At 63.2% G+C, this 15,060-nt stretch carries 16 protein-coding genes; 11 read left to right on the top strand and 5 right to left on the bottom strand.

Annotated elements, in window-relative coordinates; all coding sequences use genetic code 11:
- Positions 1-107 precede the first annotated feature (107 nt).
- The 5 genes from GH663_RS20555 to GH663_RS20575 all read right to left on the bottom strand — a co-directional run bounded on the left by GH663_RS20555 (position 108) and on the right by GH663_RS20575 (position 4,599).
- Positions 108-1,178, bottom strand: coding sequence for a sulfate/molybdate ABC transporter ATP-binding protein (locus GH663_RS20555; RefSeq protein ID WP_153133458.1), 1,071 nt, complete (start codon positions 1,176-1,178; stop codon positions 108-110).
- Positions 1,175-2,071 (bottom strand): sulfate ABC transporter permease subunit CysW, encoded by an 897-nt coding sequence (cysW, locus tag GH663_RS20560; protein WP_153133459.1) that lies wholly within the window; start codon positions 2,069-2,071, stop codon positions 1,175-1,177. Before cysW ends, GH663_RS20555 begins: the two co-directional genes overlap by 4 nt.
- 1 nt (position 2,072) lies before the next feature.
- Positions 2,073-2,909 (bottom strand): sulfate ABC transporter permease subunit CysT, encoded by an 837-nt coding sequence (cysT, locus tag GH663_RS20565; RefSeq protein ID WP_153133460.1) that lies wholly within the window; start codon positions 2,907-2,909, stop codon positions 2,073-2,075.
- 160 nt (positions 2,910-3,069) lie between these two features.
- A complete protein-coding gene (locus tag GH663_RS20570) occupies positions 3,070-4,077 on the bottom strand; it encodes a sulfate ABC transporter substrate-binding protein (protein ID WP_153133461.1) in 1,008 nt (335 codons plus the stop codon).
- Positions 4,078-4,191: 114 nt separating this feature from the next.
- Positions 4,192-4,599 carry a hypothetical protein gene (locus GH663_RS20575; RefSeq protein ID WP_153133462.1) on the bottom strand — a complete coding sequence of 136 codons (408 nt, stop codon included), beginning with the start codon at positions 4,597-4,599 and terminating at the stop codon, positions 4,192-4,194.
- A 263-nt stretch (positions 4,600-4,862) separates the two neighbouring features.
- Between GH663_RS20575 and GH663_RS20580 the strand changes: the two genes are divergently transcribed.
- The 11 genes from GH663_RS20580 (at position 4,863) to GH663_RS20630 (ending at position 14,963) form a co-directional block, all read left to right on the top strand.
- Positions 4,863-5,162, top strand: coding sequence for a c-type cytochrome (locus tag GH663_RS20580; protein WP_153133463.1), 300 nt, complete (start codon positions 4,863-4,865; stop codon positions 5,160-5,162).
- Between the two features lie 14 nt (positions 5,163-5,176).
- The gene (locus GH663_RS20585) at positions 5,177-6,478 is read left to right on the top strand and encodes an NAD(P)/FAD-dependent oxidoreductase (protein ID WP_153133464.1); all 1,302 of its coding nucleotides are present in this window, start codon (positions 5,177-5,179) and stop codon (positions 6,476-6,478) included.
- A 164-nt stretch (positions 6,479-6,642) separates the two neighbouring features.
- A complete protein-coding gene (locus GH663_RS20590) occupies positions 6,643-7,665 on the top strand; it encodes an ABC transporter substrate-binding protein (RefSeq protein WP_153133465.1) in 1,023 nt (340 codons plus the stop codon).
- Positions 7,665-8,450 (top strand): ABC transporter ATP-binding protein, encoded by a 786-nt coding sequence (locus GH663_RS20595; protein ID WP_153133466.1) that lies wholly within the window; start codon positions 7,665-7,667, stop codon positions 8,448-8,450. Before GH663_RS20590 ends, GH663_RS20595 begins: the two co-directional genes overlap by 1 nt.
- A gap of 11 nt (positions 8,451-8,461) precedes the next feature.
- The gene (locus GH663_RS20600) at positions 8,462-9,298 is read left to right on the top strand and encodes an ABC transporter permease (RefSeq protein WP_153133467.1); all 837 of its coding nucleotides are present in this window, start codon (positions 8,462-8,464) and stop codon (positions 9,296-9,298) included.
- A gap of 4 nt (positions 9,299-9,302) precedes the next feature.
- Positions 9,303-10,364, top strand: coding sequence for an SCO family protein (locus GH663_RS20605; RefSeq protein ID WP_153133468.1), 1,062 nt, complete (start codon positions 9,303-9,305; stop codon positions 10,362-10,364).
- Between the two features lie 7 nt (positions 10,365-10,371).
- On the top strand, positions 10,372-11,364 hold the full coding sequence (locus GH663_RS20610; RefSeq protein ID WP_153133469.1) for a CoA transferase subunit A: 993 nt from the start codon (positions 10,372-10,374) through the stop codon (positions 11,362-11,364).
- Positions 11,361-12,167, top strand: a complete 807-nt coding sequence (locus GH663_RS20615; protein WP_153133470.1) for a CoA-transferase subunit beta — start codon at positions 11,361-11,363, stop codon at positions 12,165-12,167. Before GH663_RS20610 ends, GH663_RS20615 begins: the two co-directional genes overlap by 4 nt.
- Before the next feature lie 19 nt (positions 12,168-12,186).
- Positions 12,187-12,984: an enoyl-CoA hydratase gene (locus GH663_RS20620; RefSeq protein WP_170291472.1), complete on the top strand. Its 798-nt coding sequence runs from the start codon at positions 12,187-12,189 to the stop codon at positions 12,982-12,984.
- A 109-nt stretch (positions 12,985-13,093) separates the two neighbouring features.
- Entirely contained in the window at positions 13,094-14,440 is a 1,347-nt protein-coding gene (locus tag GH663_RS20625; protein ID WP_153133471.1) for a phenylacetate--CoA ligase family protein, read from the top strand.
- 1 nt (position 14,441) lies between these two features.
- Complete coding sequence (locus tag GH663_RS20630) at positions 14,442-14,963, top strand: RBBP9/YdeN family alpha/beta hydrolase (protein ID WP_153133472.1); 522 nt, start codon at positions 14,442-14,444, stop codon at positions 14,961-14,963.
- The last annotated feature ends 97 nt before the right edge of the window (positions 14,964-15,060 follow it).

Here is a 15,060-nt window from a genome sequence, read left to right on the forward strand (position 1 = left end):
GTGTACAGCGCGTTGGCGACTTCCGTCAGGTTGAAATCCTGGCGGATCGTTTCACGGATGATTCTGAGTTGCTGGAAATTCATGGTGTTCTCTCCATCGCGGCCGTCTTAAGCGGCCAGTCGTTCGTTATTTTGGAAAACCCGGATATTCCTGGGGCGCAGCGAAACCTCGTCGCCTTCGCGCAGCCCGAGCACGCTGAGGGTGTCGCGCAGGATCGCCACCTCGAGCAGTTCGCCGTTCGGTCGGGCCAGTTCAACCTGGGCTAGCGGACCGATAGCGATGATGCGCAGGATCTTGCCCGGCAAGCCTGTGCCCGGCGCATTCGCCGGCAGCAAGTCGAACTCGTGCGGCCGGACGAAACCGACCGCCTGGTCCGTCGCCACGTGCCCTGCCCCGACCGCCAGTGCGTGCTCGCCGACATGCAGATGACCATCTTCGACGCGGCCATGAAACAGATTGACCGAGCCGAGGAAGCTGGCGACGAAAGGCGTCGCAGGATGGTCGTAAACCTGGTCGGGCGAGCCGATCTGCTCCACCCTGCCCTTGTTCATGACGACGATACTGTCCGACACCTCGAGCGCTTCCTCCTGGTCGTGCGTGACGAAAACGCTGGTGACATGGATCTCGTCATGCAACTGGCGCAGCCAGCGGCGCAGTTCCTTGCGGACCTTGGCGTCGAGTGCCCCGAACGGTTCATCGAGCAGCAGCACTTTCGGCTCGACCGCCAGGGCGCGGGCCAGGGCGATCCGCTGGCGCTGGCCGCCGGAGAGCTGGGACGGATAGCGGTCGGCCAGCCAGCCGAGTTGCACCAGTTCGAGCAGACGGCTGACCCGTTTGCGGATTTCGTTCTCGTTCGGGCGATACTTGCGCGGCTTGACGCGCAGGCCGAAGGCGACGTTTTCGAAGACCGTCATGTGACGGAACAGCGCGTAATGCTGGAAGACGAAGCCGACGTTGCGCTCGCGGACGTGGCGCTCGGAAGCATCGTCGCCTTCGAGCAGGATGCGCCCGGAATCGGCGAATTCGAGGCCGGCGATGATCCGCAGCAAGGTCGTCTTGCCGCAGCCGGACGGCCCGAGCAGCGCGACCAGTTCGCCGGACGGGATGTCGATGGATACGTCGTCAAGCGCGTGAAAGGCGCCGAAGTGCTTGCTGATGTTACGGATCGCGATGCTCATGATGCGTTCTCCAGGGCCAGGGATTCGGTTTTTTGTTTGTGGGATTGACGTTCGACCAGCGTCTTCAGGCCCAGCGTGACGATGGCGAGCAGCGCCAGCAGCGAGGCGACGGCGAAGGCCGCGGCGTAGTTGTATTCGTTGTAGAGAATTTCGACATGCAGCGGCATGGTGTTGGTCATGCCGCGGATATGCCCGGAAACCACCGAGACGGCACCAAACTCGCCCATTGCCCGGGCATTGCAGAGAATCACGCCATAGAGCAGGCCCCATTTGATATTCGGCAGCGTCGTGTGCCAGAAGACTTGCCAGCCGCTGGCACCGAGTACGACCGCCGCCTCCTCCTCCTCGGAGCCCTGCGCTTCCATCAGCGGAATCAGTTCGCGGGCGACGAAGGGAAAGGTGACGAAAATGGTGGCCAGCACGATGCCTGGCACGGCGAAGAGGATCTTGATGTCGTGCGCCGCGAACCACTCGCCGAACCAGCCCTGGGCCCCGAACAGCAGCACGTAGATCAGCCCCGAAATGACCGGCGAGACCGAGAATGGCAGGTCGATCAGCGTGATCAGCAGGCGTTTTCCCGGGAACTCGAACTTGGCGATCGCCCAGGCGGCCGAGATGCCGAAGAAGAGGTTGAGCGGGACCGCGATCGCGGCCGTCAGCAGCGTCAGCCGGATTGCGGCCAGGGCGTCGTGGCTCGATAGCGCGGCGAGATAAGTCCCCCAGCCTTTGCGGAAAGCCTCGACGAAGACGGCGACCAGCGGAAAAAGCAGGAAGACGGTGAAAAAGGTCAGCGCGATGCCGATCAGCAGCACCTTGATCCATTGCGGCTCACGCGTGCTGGGTGTCTCGTAGCGTTCGAGCGAGCCGTGTTGCAGAGCGATAGTGGCCGACATCTCAGGCTCCCTTCGAGTAACGGTTTTGCATCCAGCCCTGCAAGCCATTGATGATCAGCAGGAGGATGAAGGAAAAGATCAGCATCACCGAGGCGACCGCGGTGGCGCCGGCGTAGTCGTATTGTTCGAGCTTGGTGATGATCATCAGCGGCGTGATCTCGGACACCATCGGCACGTTGCCGGCAATAAAGATGACCGAACCGTACTCGCCGACGGCCCGGGCGAAGGCCATCGCAAAACCGGTCAGCAGCGCCGGCAAAACGTGGGGCAGGATGACCTTAACGAAGGTCTGCCAGCGCGATGCACCGAGACCGGCCGCGGCTTCCTCGACTTCCTTTTCCAGGTCGGCCAGCACCGGCTGCACGGTGCGCACGACGAACGGCAAACCGATGAAGATCAGGGCGAGCAGGACGCCGTTCGGGTTGTAGGCGACCTCGATGCCGTAGGGCTTGAGCAGGCTGCCGATCGGGCCGTTCTCGGCGTAGATCGTGGCCAGGGCGATACCGGCGACGGCGGTCGGTAGCGCGAAAGGCAGGTCGACCAGGGCATCGACCAGGCCTTTGCCGGGGAAGCGGTAGCGGACCAGCACCCAGGCGAAAATCAGCCCGAAAACGACGTTGACCGCAGCCGCCAGTAGCGAGGCCCCGAAGCTCAGTTCATAGGAAGCGACGACCCGTGGATTGCTGACCGCCGCCCAGAAAGCCTCCCAGCCCATGCCGATGGTCTTGGCGCCGACCGCGCTGAGCGGAATCAGCACGATCAGCGCCAGATAAAAAATGGTATAGCCCAGCGACAGGCCGAAACCTGGCAGAGGGCTGAAACGCTTGCGTATTGCCATGATGCCTTCCCTGTGTTTGCTGCATTGCAGCAGTTAGCGGCCAGTTTATGAATCTTGTTATATAAGTAGAAATACTTAATTCATAAATCAATATGCGTTCTTTGAATAACGAAAGGGGGGACCGCAACTGCACCCCGCCCTGCCCTGTGCGCAAAGACGCTTAGCGCTTGCCGCTCGGGACGTAGATCTGGTCGAAGACGCCGCCGTCGGAGAAGTGAACTTTCTGGGCGTTGCGCCAGCCACCGAAGGACTTGTCGATCGTCACCAGCCGGGTCTTGGCGAACTGCTTGGCGTATTTCGCGGCGATCTTTGCATCCTGCGGCCGATAAAAATTGCGGGCGGCAATTTCCTGGCCTTCCGCCGAGTACAGGTATTCCAGATAGGCCTGGGCCACCTTGCGGGTGCCGTGTTTGTCGACGGTCTTGTCGACAACCGTGATCGGCGGCTCGGCGAGGATGGACAGCGACGGCGTCACGATCTCGAACTTGTCACCGAGTTCCTTCAGCGACAGGTAGGCTTCGTTTTCCCAGGCGAGCAGCACGTCGCCGATACCGCGCTCGACAAAGGTCGTGGTCGCCCCGCGGGCACCGGAGTCGAGCACCTTGACGTTCTTGAAGATCTGGCCGACGAACTCCTTCGCCTTCGTTTCGTTGCCGCCCGGCTGTTCGAGGGCGTAGGCCCAGGCCGCCAGATAGTTCCAGCGGGCACCGCCGGAGGTCTTCGGGTTCGGCGTGATGATCGCGACGTCCGGCTTGACCAGGTCGTTCCAGTCCTTGATGCCCTTCGGGTTGCCCTTGCGCACCAGGAAAACGATAGTCGAGGTATAGGGCGAGGCATTGTTCGGCAGGCGCTTCTGCCAGTCCGGCGGAATCAGCGCCTTGTCGGCCAGCGCATCGACGTCATAGGCCAGCGCCAGGGTGGCGACGTCGGCTTCCAGGCCGTCGATGATGCCGCGCGCCTGCTTGCCGGAGCCGCCGTGCGACTGGTTGATGGTGACGTTGTCGCCAGTCTTCGCCTTCCAGTACTTAGCGAAAGCCGCGTTGAAGTCCTGATACAGCTCGCGCGTCGGATCGTAGGAGACGTTGAGCAGGGAAATATCGGCAGCCAGGACGTTGCCGGCAAGGACCGAGGCAGCCAGAAGGCTGGTAACGAGGGTTTTTAGCTTCATGGGGAACTCCGCTTGTTCAAATTAGGGTGGAGCGGAGTCTAGGGAGGCCTGTCCAGCCTCAGAACGAATGATTTTTTATTTGCTTATAGGCCGGTCGGGCAATAACTCATGCCATCAACGCGTCTTCGTCTCGCCGGGTAATTCGACTGCGCCCTGGACGATATAGCCGTGGGTGCGCAGCAGGCGGACCGCCATTTCGATATTGCGCCGGTTCTTCTTGTGGATCTTCGGCGGGCTGTCATGGCTATCCGGCGGATTCAGCTCGAAACCATGCTGCTGCAACCAGGCGGTGATGGCGGCCAGGCCCTTGTTGCCGATGCCCTCGGCCTGCTGCAGGCGGCGGTAACCGAGGGCGGCCACTTCCTCGGGGGTGAAGGCCGGGCGGTCGAATATCTTCCGCAATGCGTTGCGCTGCAAGGTCGGTAGCTGGTTTGCCGCAGCCATACCGGCCGTGGACGGGTGCTGCGCGTTGCTCCCGCCGGTGTCGTTGCCGTGGGGGCAATCGGTCATTTCATCGGTCATCGGACAATATCCTGAACGAATAAAATCGTGTTTGGGTGGGCAAGGTTAGAGAAGCCCTCCGATGAGTAAAACGACGTATTTCTGATAAGGATATGCCGAAGCAGGAAGGTGCGATGCGGTTGGTGCATATCCTTATCCGCTCTTTACTTATGCGAAAAAAATCGTAAGCACCGCCGGTGAACTCGTGAAAATTCGCCCTTTCACGGCGGCTCGGCCGAGCAATGCCGTGCTCGCATTCAATATCCGCACGATCAGGAGATCAGATGAAGAAGCTTATTCCGCTCATCGGGCTGCTCGCCTCGACCGGCGTGCTGGCAGCAGGCCCGGCCCCGGCGACTCCCTTCCCGTATTTCGTTGCCAACTGCTTCAACTGTCATGGCACCGAAGGCCGGGTCAATTCGGCCATTCCGTCAATTGCCGGACGCGACCGGGAATATCTGGAAGCGGCGCTGACGGCTTTCAAGGCCGGAACCAAGCAGGCCACGATCATGCACCAGTTGGCCAAGGGCTATACAGACGAAGAGATCGCGGTGCTGGCCGATTATTTTTCGCGGCAGAAATAGGAAGGCAACAGACCATGACTCGATTCAATCCTGATCGTCGCCGGCTACTGCAGGCGCTCGGTGGCTCGGCCACCCTGCTTGGTGCCGCCGTACTGCCCGGTAGCGCCCTGGCCGCCCCGGGCAAAAACAAGAAACTCGGCCGTGTTGTGGTGGTTGGCGCCGGCTTCGGTGGCGCGACCGCCGCCAAATATCTGCGCAAATGGAGTAATGGCGCCATCGAGGTCGTTCTCATCGAGCGCAACAAGGAATTCATTTCCTGCCCGGCTTCGAACGAAGTTCTCGCCGGCAACCGCGACTACGCCTCCATCGTTCATGGCTACGAAGGCCTGAAGAAGAACTGGGGCATCAAGGTCGTACACGCCAGCATGATCGCGGTCGATGTCGACAAGCGCAAGGTGAAGACCGACCATGCCGGCGAATTCGACTATGACCGCCTGGTGGTTTCGCCAGGCGTCGACTTCCTGTTCGGCGCCGTTGCCGGTTACGACGAGAAGGCCCAGGAAAAAATCCTGCATGCCTGGAAGGCCGGCCCGCAGACCGTTGCCCTCCGCCAGCAACTGGTCGACCTGCCGGATGGCGGCGTTTACATCCAGACCATCCCGAAGGCCCCCTATCGCTGCCCGCCGGGTCCTTACGAGCGGGTCAGCCAGATTGCCCATTATTTCAAGACGCACAAACCCAATTCGAAAATCATCGTGCTCGATGGCAACGACCAGATCATCTCCAAGGGCAAGCTTTTCAAGGGCGTCTGGGACAACGATTACCAAGGTCTGATCGAATACCGTCCAAACTGGAACATCACCGAGGTCAATGCCGAGACCCGGATCGTCACCAGCGAAATCGGCGACCGCGAGCGGGGTGACGTGATCAATCTGGTGCCGCCCCAGCATGCCGGCAAGATCGCCCACGATATTGGCCTGGTCAATGCCAACAACCGCTGGGTCAATATCGACTGGGTCACGCTCGAATCGACTGCGGTCAAGAATGTGCACGTGCTGGGCGATGCCACGCTATCGGCCCCCCTGATGCCGAAATCGGGTCACATGGCGAACCAGCACGGCAAGGCTGCGGCTGCCGCAATCGTCGAGATTCTCGCCGGTCGCCAGCCGCAGCCGACCCTGTTGGCCAATACCTGCTACTCGATGGTTGATGACCGCCGCGCCATTCATGTCGACTCCGTGCATCGTTACGATAGCGAGAAGAAAACACCTCTCGTCGTCCCGGGTTCCGGTGGTGTATCGGCAGCCCCCTCGATCGAGGAAGGCCTGTTCACCCGGGCCTGGGCGAAGAATATCTGGTCGGACATCCTGACCTGAGCTGTTGCACCCGGCAAAAGCCGCTCGTCCGGGCAATCCGGTCGGGCGGCTTTTTCATTTATATATTGATTCGCATATATCTTCGGAAAAACTAGTTAGTTCTCGGCTGATCGGGTGCCCGGCAAACTTCGGGCCATACAACAACCGTCCGCTCAGGAGAACTCATGAAACTCAGTACCCCCATCAAGACGTTGGTCGCCGCGCTCGCCATCGCCGGCAGCATCGGCAACGTCCTGGCCGATACGCTCAAGGTCGGCTATCTGCCGGTCACCGGCCACGGCAAGTTTTTCGTCGCCAAGGAACAGGGGCTGTTCGCCAAGGAAGGCCTGGACGTCGAACTGATCGAATTCCAGAACTCGGCCGATGGCCTCAACGCCGTTGTGGCCGGCAAGCTCGACATCGGCGCCTTCGGCACCACGGCGCCGGTCGCCCATATCGCCAAGGGTGCCAAGCTCAAGATCATCGGCGGCATCATGGGCGGCGATGCCGCACTGATCGCGACGCCGGCCAACGCCGGCAAGATCGCCAGCGTCGCCGACCTCAAGGGCAAGAAAGTGGCGACCGTCCGCATGGCTTCAGGCGACGCCGTGCTGCGCGGTGCCCTGAAGGACAAGGGCATCAACTGGAAGAGCGACCTGCAGATCTTCGAGTTGAAGAATCCGGCCGCCGTCATCGAGGCGGTCAAGTCGGGCCAGGTGGACGCCGGTCTGGTCTGGGGGCCGCATGACCTGCGGGCCGAAGACCAGGGTCTGAAGGTCGTCATCCATTCGACCGACCTGCAGCCAGGCCACCCGTGCTGCCGTCTGGTGGTCACCGAGGCCAGCCTGAAGAACCGGGCGACCTGGGAGAAATTCGTCCGCGCCATCCTGAAGGCCGAGAAGTTCGCCGCCGAGAACAAGAAGGAAACCATCGAATCGATCGCCAAGTACGTCAAGATCGACCAGCAACTGCTGTGGCGCGGCTACTACTCGCAGTACCTCGACCAGTCGTCCGATCCGGACAGCAAGGGCGTCAAGCATTTCGCCGACGTCATGGTGAACAGCGAATTCATTACCAGCCAGCCTGACCTCGCTTCGGCCATCGACGCCAAGGTGTACGAAAAGGCTCTGAACGACCTGGCCAAGGAAAACCCTAAAGATCCGTACTGGAAGAAACTGCAGCAAGACTTCAAGCGGAAGAACGCCTGATGAGCCAGAGCCTGCGACTGGAGGGCATCGACTTCTCGTACGATGCCCAGCGTATCCTGGCCGGCATCGACCTGACGATACCGGCCGGGCAATTCGTCAGCCTGCTCGGCGCCAGCGGTTCCGGCAAGTCGACGCTGCTGCGCCTGGTCGCCGGCCTGAAGGCCCCGCAACGCGGTCGGCTGGCCTGGAACGGCAAGCCGATCAGCGGCCCGGGCCTGGATCGGGGCGTGGTCTTCCAGGACTACGCGCTGTTCCCCTGGATGTCGGTCGTCGACAACATCGCCATCGCCATCGGCAAGGCCCGCCCGGAAACGGGCAAGGCCGAACGCCGGGCCGAGGCGGTCGATTACCTGCGTAAGGTCGGCCTCGACGCGGCGATCGACAAGTATCCGTTCGAACTGTCCGGCGGCATGCGTCAGCGCGCCGCGATCGCCCGCGCCCTCGCCCTCGGCTCGCCGTTGCTGCTGATGGACGAGCCTTTTGGTGCCCTCGACCCGGTCAACCGCGCCCGTCTGCAGGATTTGTTGCTGGAAATCTGGGAAGCGGCCAGTCCGAAGAAGACCATCGTCTTCGTCACCCATGACGTCGATGAAGCGCTTTATCTCGGCGACCGCGTCGTCATCCTCGGCTCGACGCCGGGCCGCGTCATTGCCGACTTGCCGGTCGAATTCCCGCGCCACCGCGACCGGCGCAGCCTGTTCGACAGCACCGCCTTCCACGACCTGCGCGAGTCGATCGCCGAAACCCTGGCCGCCGACACCTTGAAACAACTGGTCGCGGTGTGAAGGAAAAAACCATGACTACTGAAAGCATTGCCCTCGAAACCCGCGAGCTCGGCGTGACGCCGACGCCGCATGCCGCCAGCCAGCCATCGGCGAGCATTGGCCGACGCCTGACGGCCATCGTCGAAACCTCGCTGGTCTGGGTCGTCCTGCTCGCCGGCTGGTTGGCCGCCGCAGAGTATTTCCCGCTCGGTGACAATCCGCTGATCCCGCACCCGCTGGTCACCGCCCGGGCCCTTTGGGAATCCTTGCCCGAACTGTGGACCGGCACCCTCTCCTCGTTCTCCATCCTGATCCCGGGATTCGTGCTGGCGACGCTGCTCGGTATTGTTTCCGGCATTGCGGTCGGCACCTCACCCCGCCTGCAGCGCGCCCTCTTCCCCTTCGCCCGAGTCGCGGCGCCGGTGCCGCCGACCGTCTATATTCCCTACGCCATCGCCGTGCTGCCGACTTTCAAGCTGTCGGCCATCTTTGTCGTTTTCATCGGGGCCTTCTGGCCGATCTTCCAGAACGCCGTGGCCGGCGCCCATGCCCTGGAGGAACGCTACCGCGACAATGCCAAGATCCTCGGCCTCTCCGGCTTCGAGTATCACTGGCGCGTCGTTTTCCCGGCGGCATTGCCGCACATCTTTTCCGGCATGGCGGTTGGCCTGGGCTTTTCCTTCATCCTGCTCACCGTCGCCGAACTGTTCGGTGCCAATGCCGGCCTCGGCCGCTTCGTGCAGTACTACGCCGACTTCGCCGATTACCCGAAAATGGTCGCCGGCATCCTGTACACCGGGCTAATCACCTTCCTGGCGATGACCGGGCTGGAGGCGATCAAGCGCCGCGCCCTGTTCTGGCAGCGGTGACCCGATGTCGCTGACGAGTTTGATCCGGCATTGGCTGCCGGCTGGCATCGCGCTGCTCGCCTGGCAGCTGCCGGCCCAGGCCGCCTTGTTCGAGCGGGCGCCGACCGACCTGCAGGCAGAAGTGCGGGCGGCCACTGCAGAAGGCAAGCAACTGGCGGTTTTCCTGACCCTGCCGGATTGCCCGGGCTGCCTGGAAATGGAACGGACGGTGCACCGCAATGCGGCACTAGAAAAACGCTTCGCGCGCAAGTTCCGCAGCGTCCGGCTGGATATCGCGCAGTCCGCCGCGATCATCGACCCGCTCGGCCGCAAGGTCGCGCCGGGCGACTTCGCCAAACGCCTGCGCGCCGTCGCCACGCCCTCCTTCGCTTTTTTCGACGGCCAGGGCAACACGCTGTACCGCTACACCGGCACGCTCGATGTCGGTGGCTTGCGTGAGTTGGGCAATTTCGTCGCCAGCGCCGCCTACGAGGCCAAGCCGTTCGCGCACCCCGTCGCCAGGCGCAGCGAACCAGCGCTGTTTGCCGATTCGCCGGCGCTCACCCTGCCGCGCCAGCCGGACTTCACCGTCGTCGGCACCGACGGTCGACCGCATCGCCTGGCCGATTTTCGCGGCGTCGCCGTCGCGCTGGCCGTCGGCTACACGCAGTGTCCGGACGTCTGTCCGACGACGCTGGCCGAACTGCAGGCGGCCGTCGAAGCGCTACCGAGCGGCCAGCGCCAACAGATCCAGGTGCTGTTCGCGACGCTCGACCCGGAGCGCGACAGCCTGGCGATCCTCAAGGAATACGCCGATGCCTTCCGCCCCCAGGGCGGCCGCCCGATCCTCGGCCTGCGCGGCAATCCGGCGCAGACCGCCGACCTGATCCGCCAGTTGCAACTGGTCGCCGACAAGCAGCCTTCGGCTTCGATGGGCTACACCCTCGACCATACCGCCGGCGTCTTCCTGTTCGATGCCCAGGGCCGGCTGCTCGGCCTTTCCCCCTACGGCCAGCCGCTCGACAAACTCAGCCGCGACCTCGCCAGCCTGGCGGGTCGGACGGCGCAATCTCTCGCTCAACACTAAGAAAACCATGTCTCAACATAAATTGCTCTCGCTCGCCGAGGCGGTGCGCCGCTATACCCATGACGGCATCCAGTACGCCAGCGGGGCCGCGCTGCCGGTCGGTTCCGACGCCATCGTCTTCGGCCGCGAGTTACTACGCCAAGGCCGCAAGAACCTGCATGCCATCTTCCACTGCAACACCCAGCAATTGAACCTGCTGGCCGGCGCTGCTGCGGTCGACAAGGCAGAATGCGGCTTTTCCGGGCTGGAGGTCTTCGGCTTTGCCAACGGCTTGCGCCGGGCCGTCGAATCCGGCCAGACCGCGCTCGAGGACTATTCCAACCTGGCCATGGCGGCGCGCCTGCTTGGCGGTGCCATGAACTGGCCTTTCGTGCCGGCCACCGTCAATATCGGCTCCGACATCCAGGAGCGCAGCGCCTTCGCGCCCGACGACTACCCGGCGACACGCAAGATTCCGAGCGTCACCGATCCCTTCTCCGGCCGCCAGATCGGCGCCTTCAGCCCGCTCAAGCCCGATGTCGCGGCGATCCACGTCTCGTTGGCCGACCCGCTCGGCAACGCCATCATGCTCGGTACCGAATGGAGCCGCTTCGAACTGTCACGGGCCGCCAAGAAAGTCATCCTGGTTGCCGACGCCATCGTCGACACCGCCTGCATGCGGCAGTATCCGAACCTGGTGCGCATTCCCGACATCATCGTCGAGGCCGTCGTCTACTGGCCCTTCGCCGCCTGGCCGCAGAGTTCGCCCGGGCTCTACGACGTCGATGAAGAGCACATGAAATTCATGAACAAGGCGCTGGCCACCGAGCAAGGCACGGCCGATTACATTCGCGACTACGTTACCGGTTACGACGACATTGACGGCTATCTCGACCTGATCGGCCGCGACAAAGCCGAACGGCTGGCGAACGGCGTCACCAGTTTCCTGCTCGACCCGTTCAGGCAGTGGATCAAGACGCCCGAGGAAATCGCGGCGCTGACGTCGGAGGTGGCAGCATGAGCGCGAACGCCACGCAAAACCTGCCCTATACCCGCCAGGAAATGATGGCGATCGCCACCGGCCGCGAACTGCGCGACGGCGAGCTGGCCATCTTCGGCGTCGGCCTCTCGATGCTCGCCGGCTACTTCGCCCAGGCCCATCACGCACCCAACATCCGGGCGATGACCGAAGGCGGCGTCTATGGTGCGACGCCGGTTGGCGGCCTGCCCTGGGGCATCGAGTGCAACCGCATCTCGGCCAACGCCACCAGCTTCACCAACGCCATCGATGCGCTCGGCTTCCTGGTCGCCTCCGGCCGCTGCGACGTCGGCATTATCGGCGCCGCGCAGGTCGACAAGTTCGGCAACGTCAACACCACCGGCATCTGGGACGGCGAGATCGGCGATAGCTACCGCCTGCCGAAAACCCGCCTGACCGGAGCCGGCGGCGCCAACGACATCGCCTGCGGCGCCGGCCGCGTCGTCATCATGGTGACGCACGAACCGAAGCGCTTCGCCGACAAGGTCAGCTACATCAGCTCGCCGGGCTATCTCGATGGCGGCAACGCCCGCGAACGCTACGGCTTCGTCGGCAAGGGGCCCTCGGCGATCATCACGACGCTCGGCATCCTGCGCCCCGACCCGCTCAGCAAGGAATTCTTCCTCGATGCCTACTACGCCTTCTCCAGCGTCGAGGAAATCCTGGCCCATACCGGCTGGGACTTGAAAGTCTCGCCCAACGTCCGCGTCGTGCCCGAGCCGACGCCGGAGGAGCTGGCCACGCTGCGTCGTGTCGACGAGACCGGCGCCCTGCGCAAGTCATAAACCACAAACAAGGATAGCCATGAGCCAAACCATCACCGATTCCCCGCTGGTCCTCCGCCACGACGACCACGGCGTCACCACCTTGACCCTGAACCGGCCGCAGGCCCGCAACGCGCTGTCGCAAGGCATGTTGCGCGCCCTGCTCGACGCCTTTGCCGCCATCGCCAGCGACGACAGCGTGCGCGTCGTGATCCTGGCCGGTAACGGGCCGGCCTTCTGTGCCGGTCACGACCTCAAGGAAATGCGTGCCGCCGGCTACGCCCGCGACTACACCGAAAAGCTGTTCGCAGACTGCGCCGAGCTGATGCAGGCCATCGTCAGCCTGCCCAAGGTCGTCATTGCCCGCGTCCATGGCATTGCCACCGCGGCCGGTGCCCAGCTCGTCGCCAGCGCCGACCTTGCGGTTGCCGCGCTCGATGCGCGCTTCGCGACACCGGGCGTCAATATCGGCCTGTTCTGCTCGACGCCGATGGTCGCCCTGTCACGCAATGTGTCCAACAAGCACGCGCTGCAGATGCTGCTCACCGGCGACCTGATCGACGCCGAGACCGCCCTGCGCTTCGGCCTGGTCAACGAACTGGTGCCGGCCGAGCAACTCGAAGCGGCCACCCGCGAACTGGCTTTGAAAATTGCCGCGAAATCGGCGTTGACCGTAGCAATTGGCAAGGAAGCCTACTACCGCCAGGCCGAACTGTCGCTGGCCGAGGCCTATGCCTACACCCGCGACGTCATGGTCGCCAACCTCGAAGCCAGGGATGCGCAGGAAGGCATCAACGCCTTCATCGACAAGCGCCAGCCGGTCTGGTGCGGCAACTGACGTCGGGGCAGGCGGTGCTGACGAAGCCTATAAGCACATAACAATAACGTCGTTCCCCGTCGCCGCCGCTGCCGGGAAAATCCTTCCATACTTTGGAAGGACAGCCCCGATGGCCCATCAGAAAAACGCTCCCGACGACCGCAAGTTCTGGGATGAAAAACTCGAAACCCAATCGCGTGCCGAGTGGGACACCCTGAAACTCAAACTGCTCAAGTCGCACCTGCAGCACGCCTACGACAACTCACCGTATTACCGGGATAGTTTCGACGCGGCCGGCGTACATCCCGCGCAGGTCGAGTCGCTCGCCGACATCCGGCGCTTTCCGTTCATCGACAAGAAGGTGTTGCGCGACCGGCAGACGGCCGTGCCGCCCTTCGGCGACCTGGTTGCCGTGCCGGAACGCGACATCGTCTATATCTCCGCCTCCAGCGGTTCGACCGGCGTGCCGACCGCCTCGCCCTTCACCGCCTGGGACTTCGACGAGTGGATCGACTACGAAGCCCGCCAGTTCTGGTCTTCCGGCCTGCGCCCGACGGATCGTTATTGCCACTCGCTGAATTTCTCGCTGTTCGTCGGCGGCCCCTGCGTGCTCGGCGCCCAGAAACTGGGCGCGCTGTCGATCCATGCCGGCACCGTGCCTTCCGAGCGCCTGCTGGCCATCGCCCAACAGTTCCAGGCGACGGCGATCTGGACGACGCCGTCCTACGCCTGGTATCTCGGCGAAACGGCGGTCAAGGAAGGAATCGATCCGAAGAAGGATCTCGGCATCAAGCGCATTTTCGTTGCCGGCGAACCGGGCGGCTCGATCCCGGAAACCCGCCAGCGCATCGAGGCCCTGTGGGGCGCCTCGGTCTATGACTATTACGGCTTGTCCGACATCTTCGGTTCCTGCGCCGGCATGTGCGAGGAAAAACACGGCCTGCACTGGGCCGAGGACCATATCCTGGTCGAAGTGCTCGATCCGGAAACCGGCACGCCGGTGGCCGAGGGCGAGCGCGGCGAACTGGTGCTGACCACGCTGAAGAAACGGGCCCGGCCGATGATCCGTTTCCGCACCGGCGACATCGTTTCCTTTACCAGCGAGCCCTGCACCTGTGGCCGGACTTCGCAGCGCATGCTGGGCACCCATGGTCGGCTCGACGACATGCTGATCATCAAGGGCGTCAATATTTTCCCCAGCGACGTCGAGGCTATCGCCCGCAAGGACCACGACTTGACCGGCGAGTACCGGCTGATCGTCGAGCGCGAGAACCATCTCGACCGGCTGACCGTCGAAATCGAACGGGCGGCCAGCGACAGCGCCCAGGATGCCGAACTGGCCAGCCGTTTCGCCGGCCATCTCAAGTCGATCACCGGCGTCGCCGCGCAGGTGGTCGTGCTGCCGCCGGAAACGCTGCCCCGCGCCACGCACAAGGCCAAGCGGGTCGAAGATCGCCGCCAGAACGTATGGAGCTGATATGGCAACAACCCTGATCGTCCCCGGGCTGCGCAACAGCGGCCCGACCCACTGGCAAACCTGGTTCGAGGCGCAATTGCCCGACACCCGCCGCGTCGAGCAGGCCGACTGGGAGGTGACCTGCCTGTCCGACTGGGCGGCCCGTGTCCGCGAAGAGATCGATGCCATCGGCGAAGCAGTCTGGATCGTCGCCCACAGCTTTGGCTGCCTGGCCAGCGTGACGGCTGCCTTCGTCCGGCCGGGACAGGTGCTCGGCGCCCTGCTCGTCGCCCCGGCTGATCCGCATCGTTTTGGCGAACCGACGGCGCTGCTCGAAGAGAAACTGGCCTTTCCCAGCCTGGTCGTCGCCAGCAGCAACGACCCCTGGGTCAAGGCCAGCGCCGCCGAGTTCTGGGCCGGGCAATGGGGCAGCGACTATCTGAATATCGGCCAGGCCGGCCATATCAACGTCGACTCGGGACATGGCCCCTGGCCGCAGGGGCTGGCCCTGTTCGAGCAACTGCGCAAGGCAGCCGGGGCATAGATGAAAAGTTGATAAGCAACGAAGAATTCCATCTTTTTTGTTGGTCACCGCTTTCCCTACACTGGCTGCATCCAACTTACCGAAAGACCGTGATGCG

It is taken from the genome of Dechloromonas hortensis (assembly GCF_009469765.1).
Taxonomy (GTDB): Bacteria; Pseudomonadota; Gammaproteobacteria; order Burkholderiales; family Rhodocyclaceae; genus Azonexus; species Azonexus hortensis.

Excerpts from the sequence above, each read along its gene's own strand:
- GH663_RS20555 (WP_153133458.1), bottom strand. The coding sequence starts at position 1,178 with ATGAGCATCGCGATCCGTAACATCAGCAAGCACTTCGGCGCCTTTCAC.
- cysW (WP_153133459.1), bottom strand. The coding sequence starts at position 2,071 with ATGTCGGCCACTATCGCTCTGCAACACGGCTCGCTCGAACGCTACGAG.
- cysT (WP_153133460.1), bottom strand. The coding sequence starts at position 2,909 with ATGGCAATACGCAAGCGTTTCAGCCCTCTGCCAGGTTTCGGCCTGTCG.
- GH663_RS20570 (WP_153133461.1), bottom strand. The coding sequence starts at position 4,077 with ATGAAGCTAAAAACCCTCGTTACCAGCCTTCTGGCTGCCTCGGTCCTT.
- GH663_RS20575 (WP_153133462.1), bottom strand. The coding sequence starts at position 4,599 with ATGACCGATGAAATGACCGATTGCCCCCACGGCAACGACACCGGCGGG.
- GH663_RS20580 (WP_153133463.1), top strand. The coding sequence starts at position 4,863 with ATGAAGAAGCTTATTCCGCTCATCGGGCTGCTCGCCTCGACCGGCGTG.
- GH663_RS20585 (WP_153133464.1), top strand. The coding sequence starts at position 5,177 with ATGACTCGATTCAATCCTGATCGTCGCCGGCTACTGCAGGCGCTCGGT.
- GH663_RS20590 (WP_153133465.1), top strand. The coding sequence starts at position 6,643 with ATGAAACTCAGTACCCCCATCAAGACGTTGGTCGCCGCGCTCGCCATC.
- GH663_RS20595 (WP_153133466.1), top strand. The coding sequence starts at position 7,665 with ATGAGCCAGAGCCTGCGACTGGAGGGCATCGACTTCTCGTACGATGCC.
- GH663_RS20600 (WP_153133467.1), top strand. The coding sequence starts at position 8,462 with ATGACTACTGAAAGCATTGCCCTCGAAACCCGCGAGCTCGGCGTGACG.
- GH663_RS20605 (WP_153133468.1), top strand. The coding sequence starts at position 9,303 with ATGTCGCTGACGAGTTTGATCCGGCATTGGCTGCCGGCTGGCATCGCG.
- GH663_RS20610 (WP_153133469.1), top strand. The coding sequence starts at position 10,372 with ATGTCTCAACATAAATTGCTCTCGCTCGCCGAGGCGGTGCGCCGCTAT.
- GH663_RS20615 (WP_153133470.1), top strand. The coding sequence starts at position 11,361 with ATGAGCGCGAACGCCACGCAAAACCTGCCCTATACCCGCCAGGAAATG.
- GH663_RS20620 (WP_170291472.1), top strand. The coding sequence starts at position 12,187 with ATGAGCCAAACCATCACCGATTCCCCGCTGGTCCTCCGCCACGACGAC.
- GH663_RS20625 (WP_153133471.1), top strand. The coding sequence starts at position 13,094 with ATGGCCCATCAGAAAAACGCTCCCGACGACCGCAAGTTCTGGGATGAA.
- GH663_RS20630 (WP_153133472.1), top strand. The coding sequence starts at position 14,442 with ATGGCAACAACCCTGATCGTCCCCGGGCTGCGCAACAGCGGCCCGACC.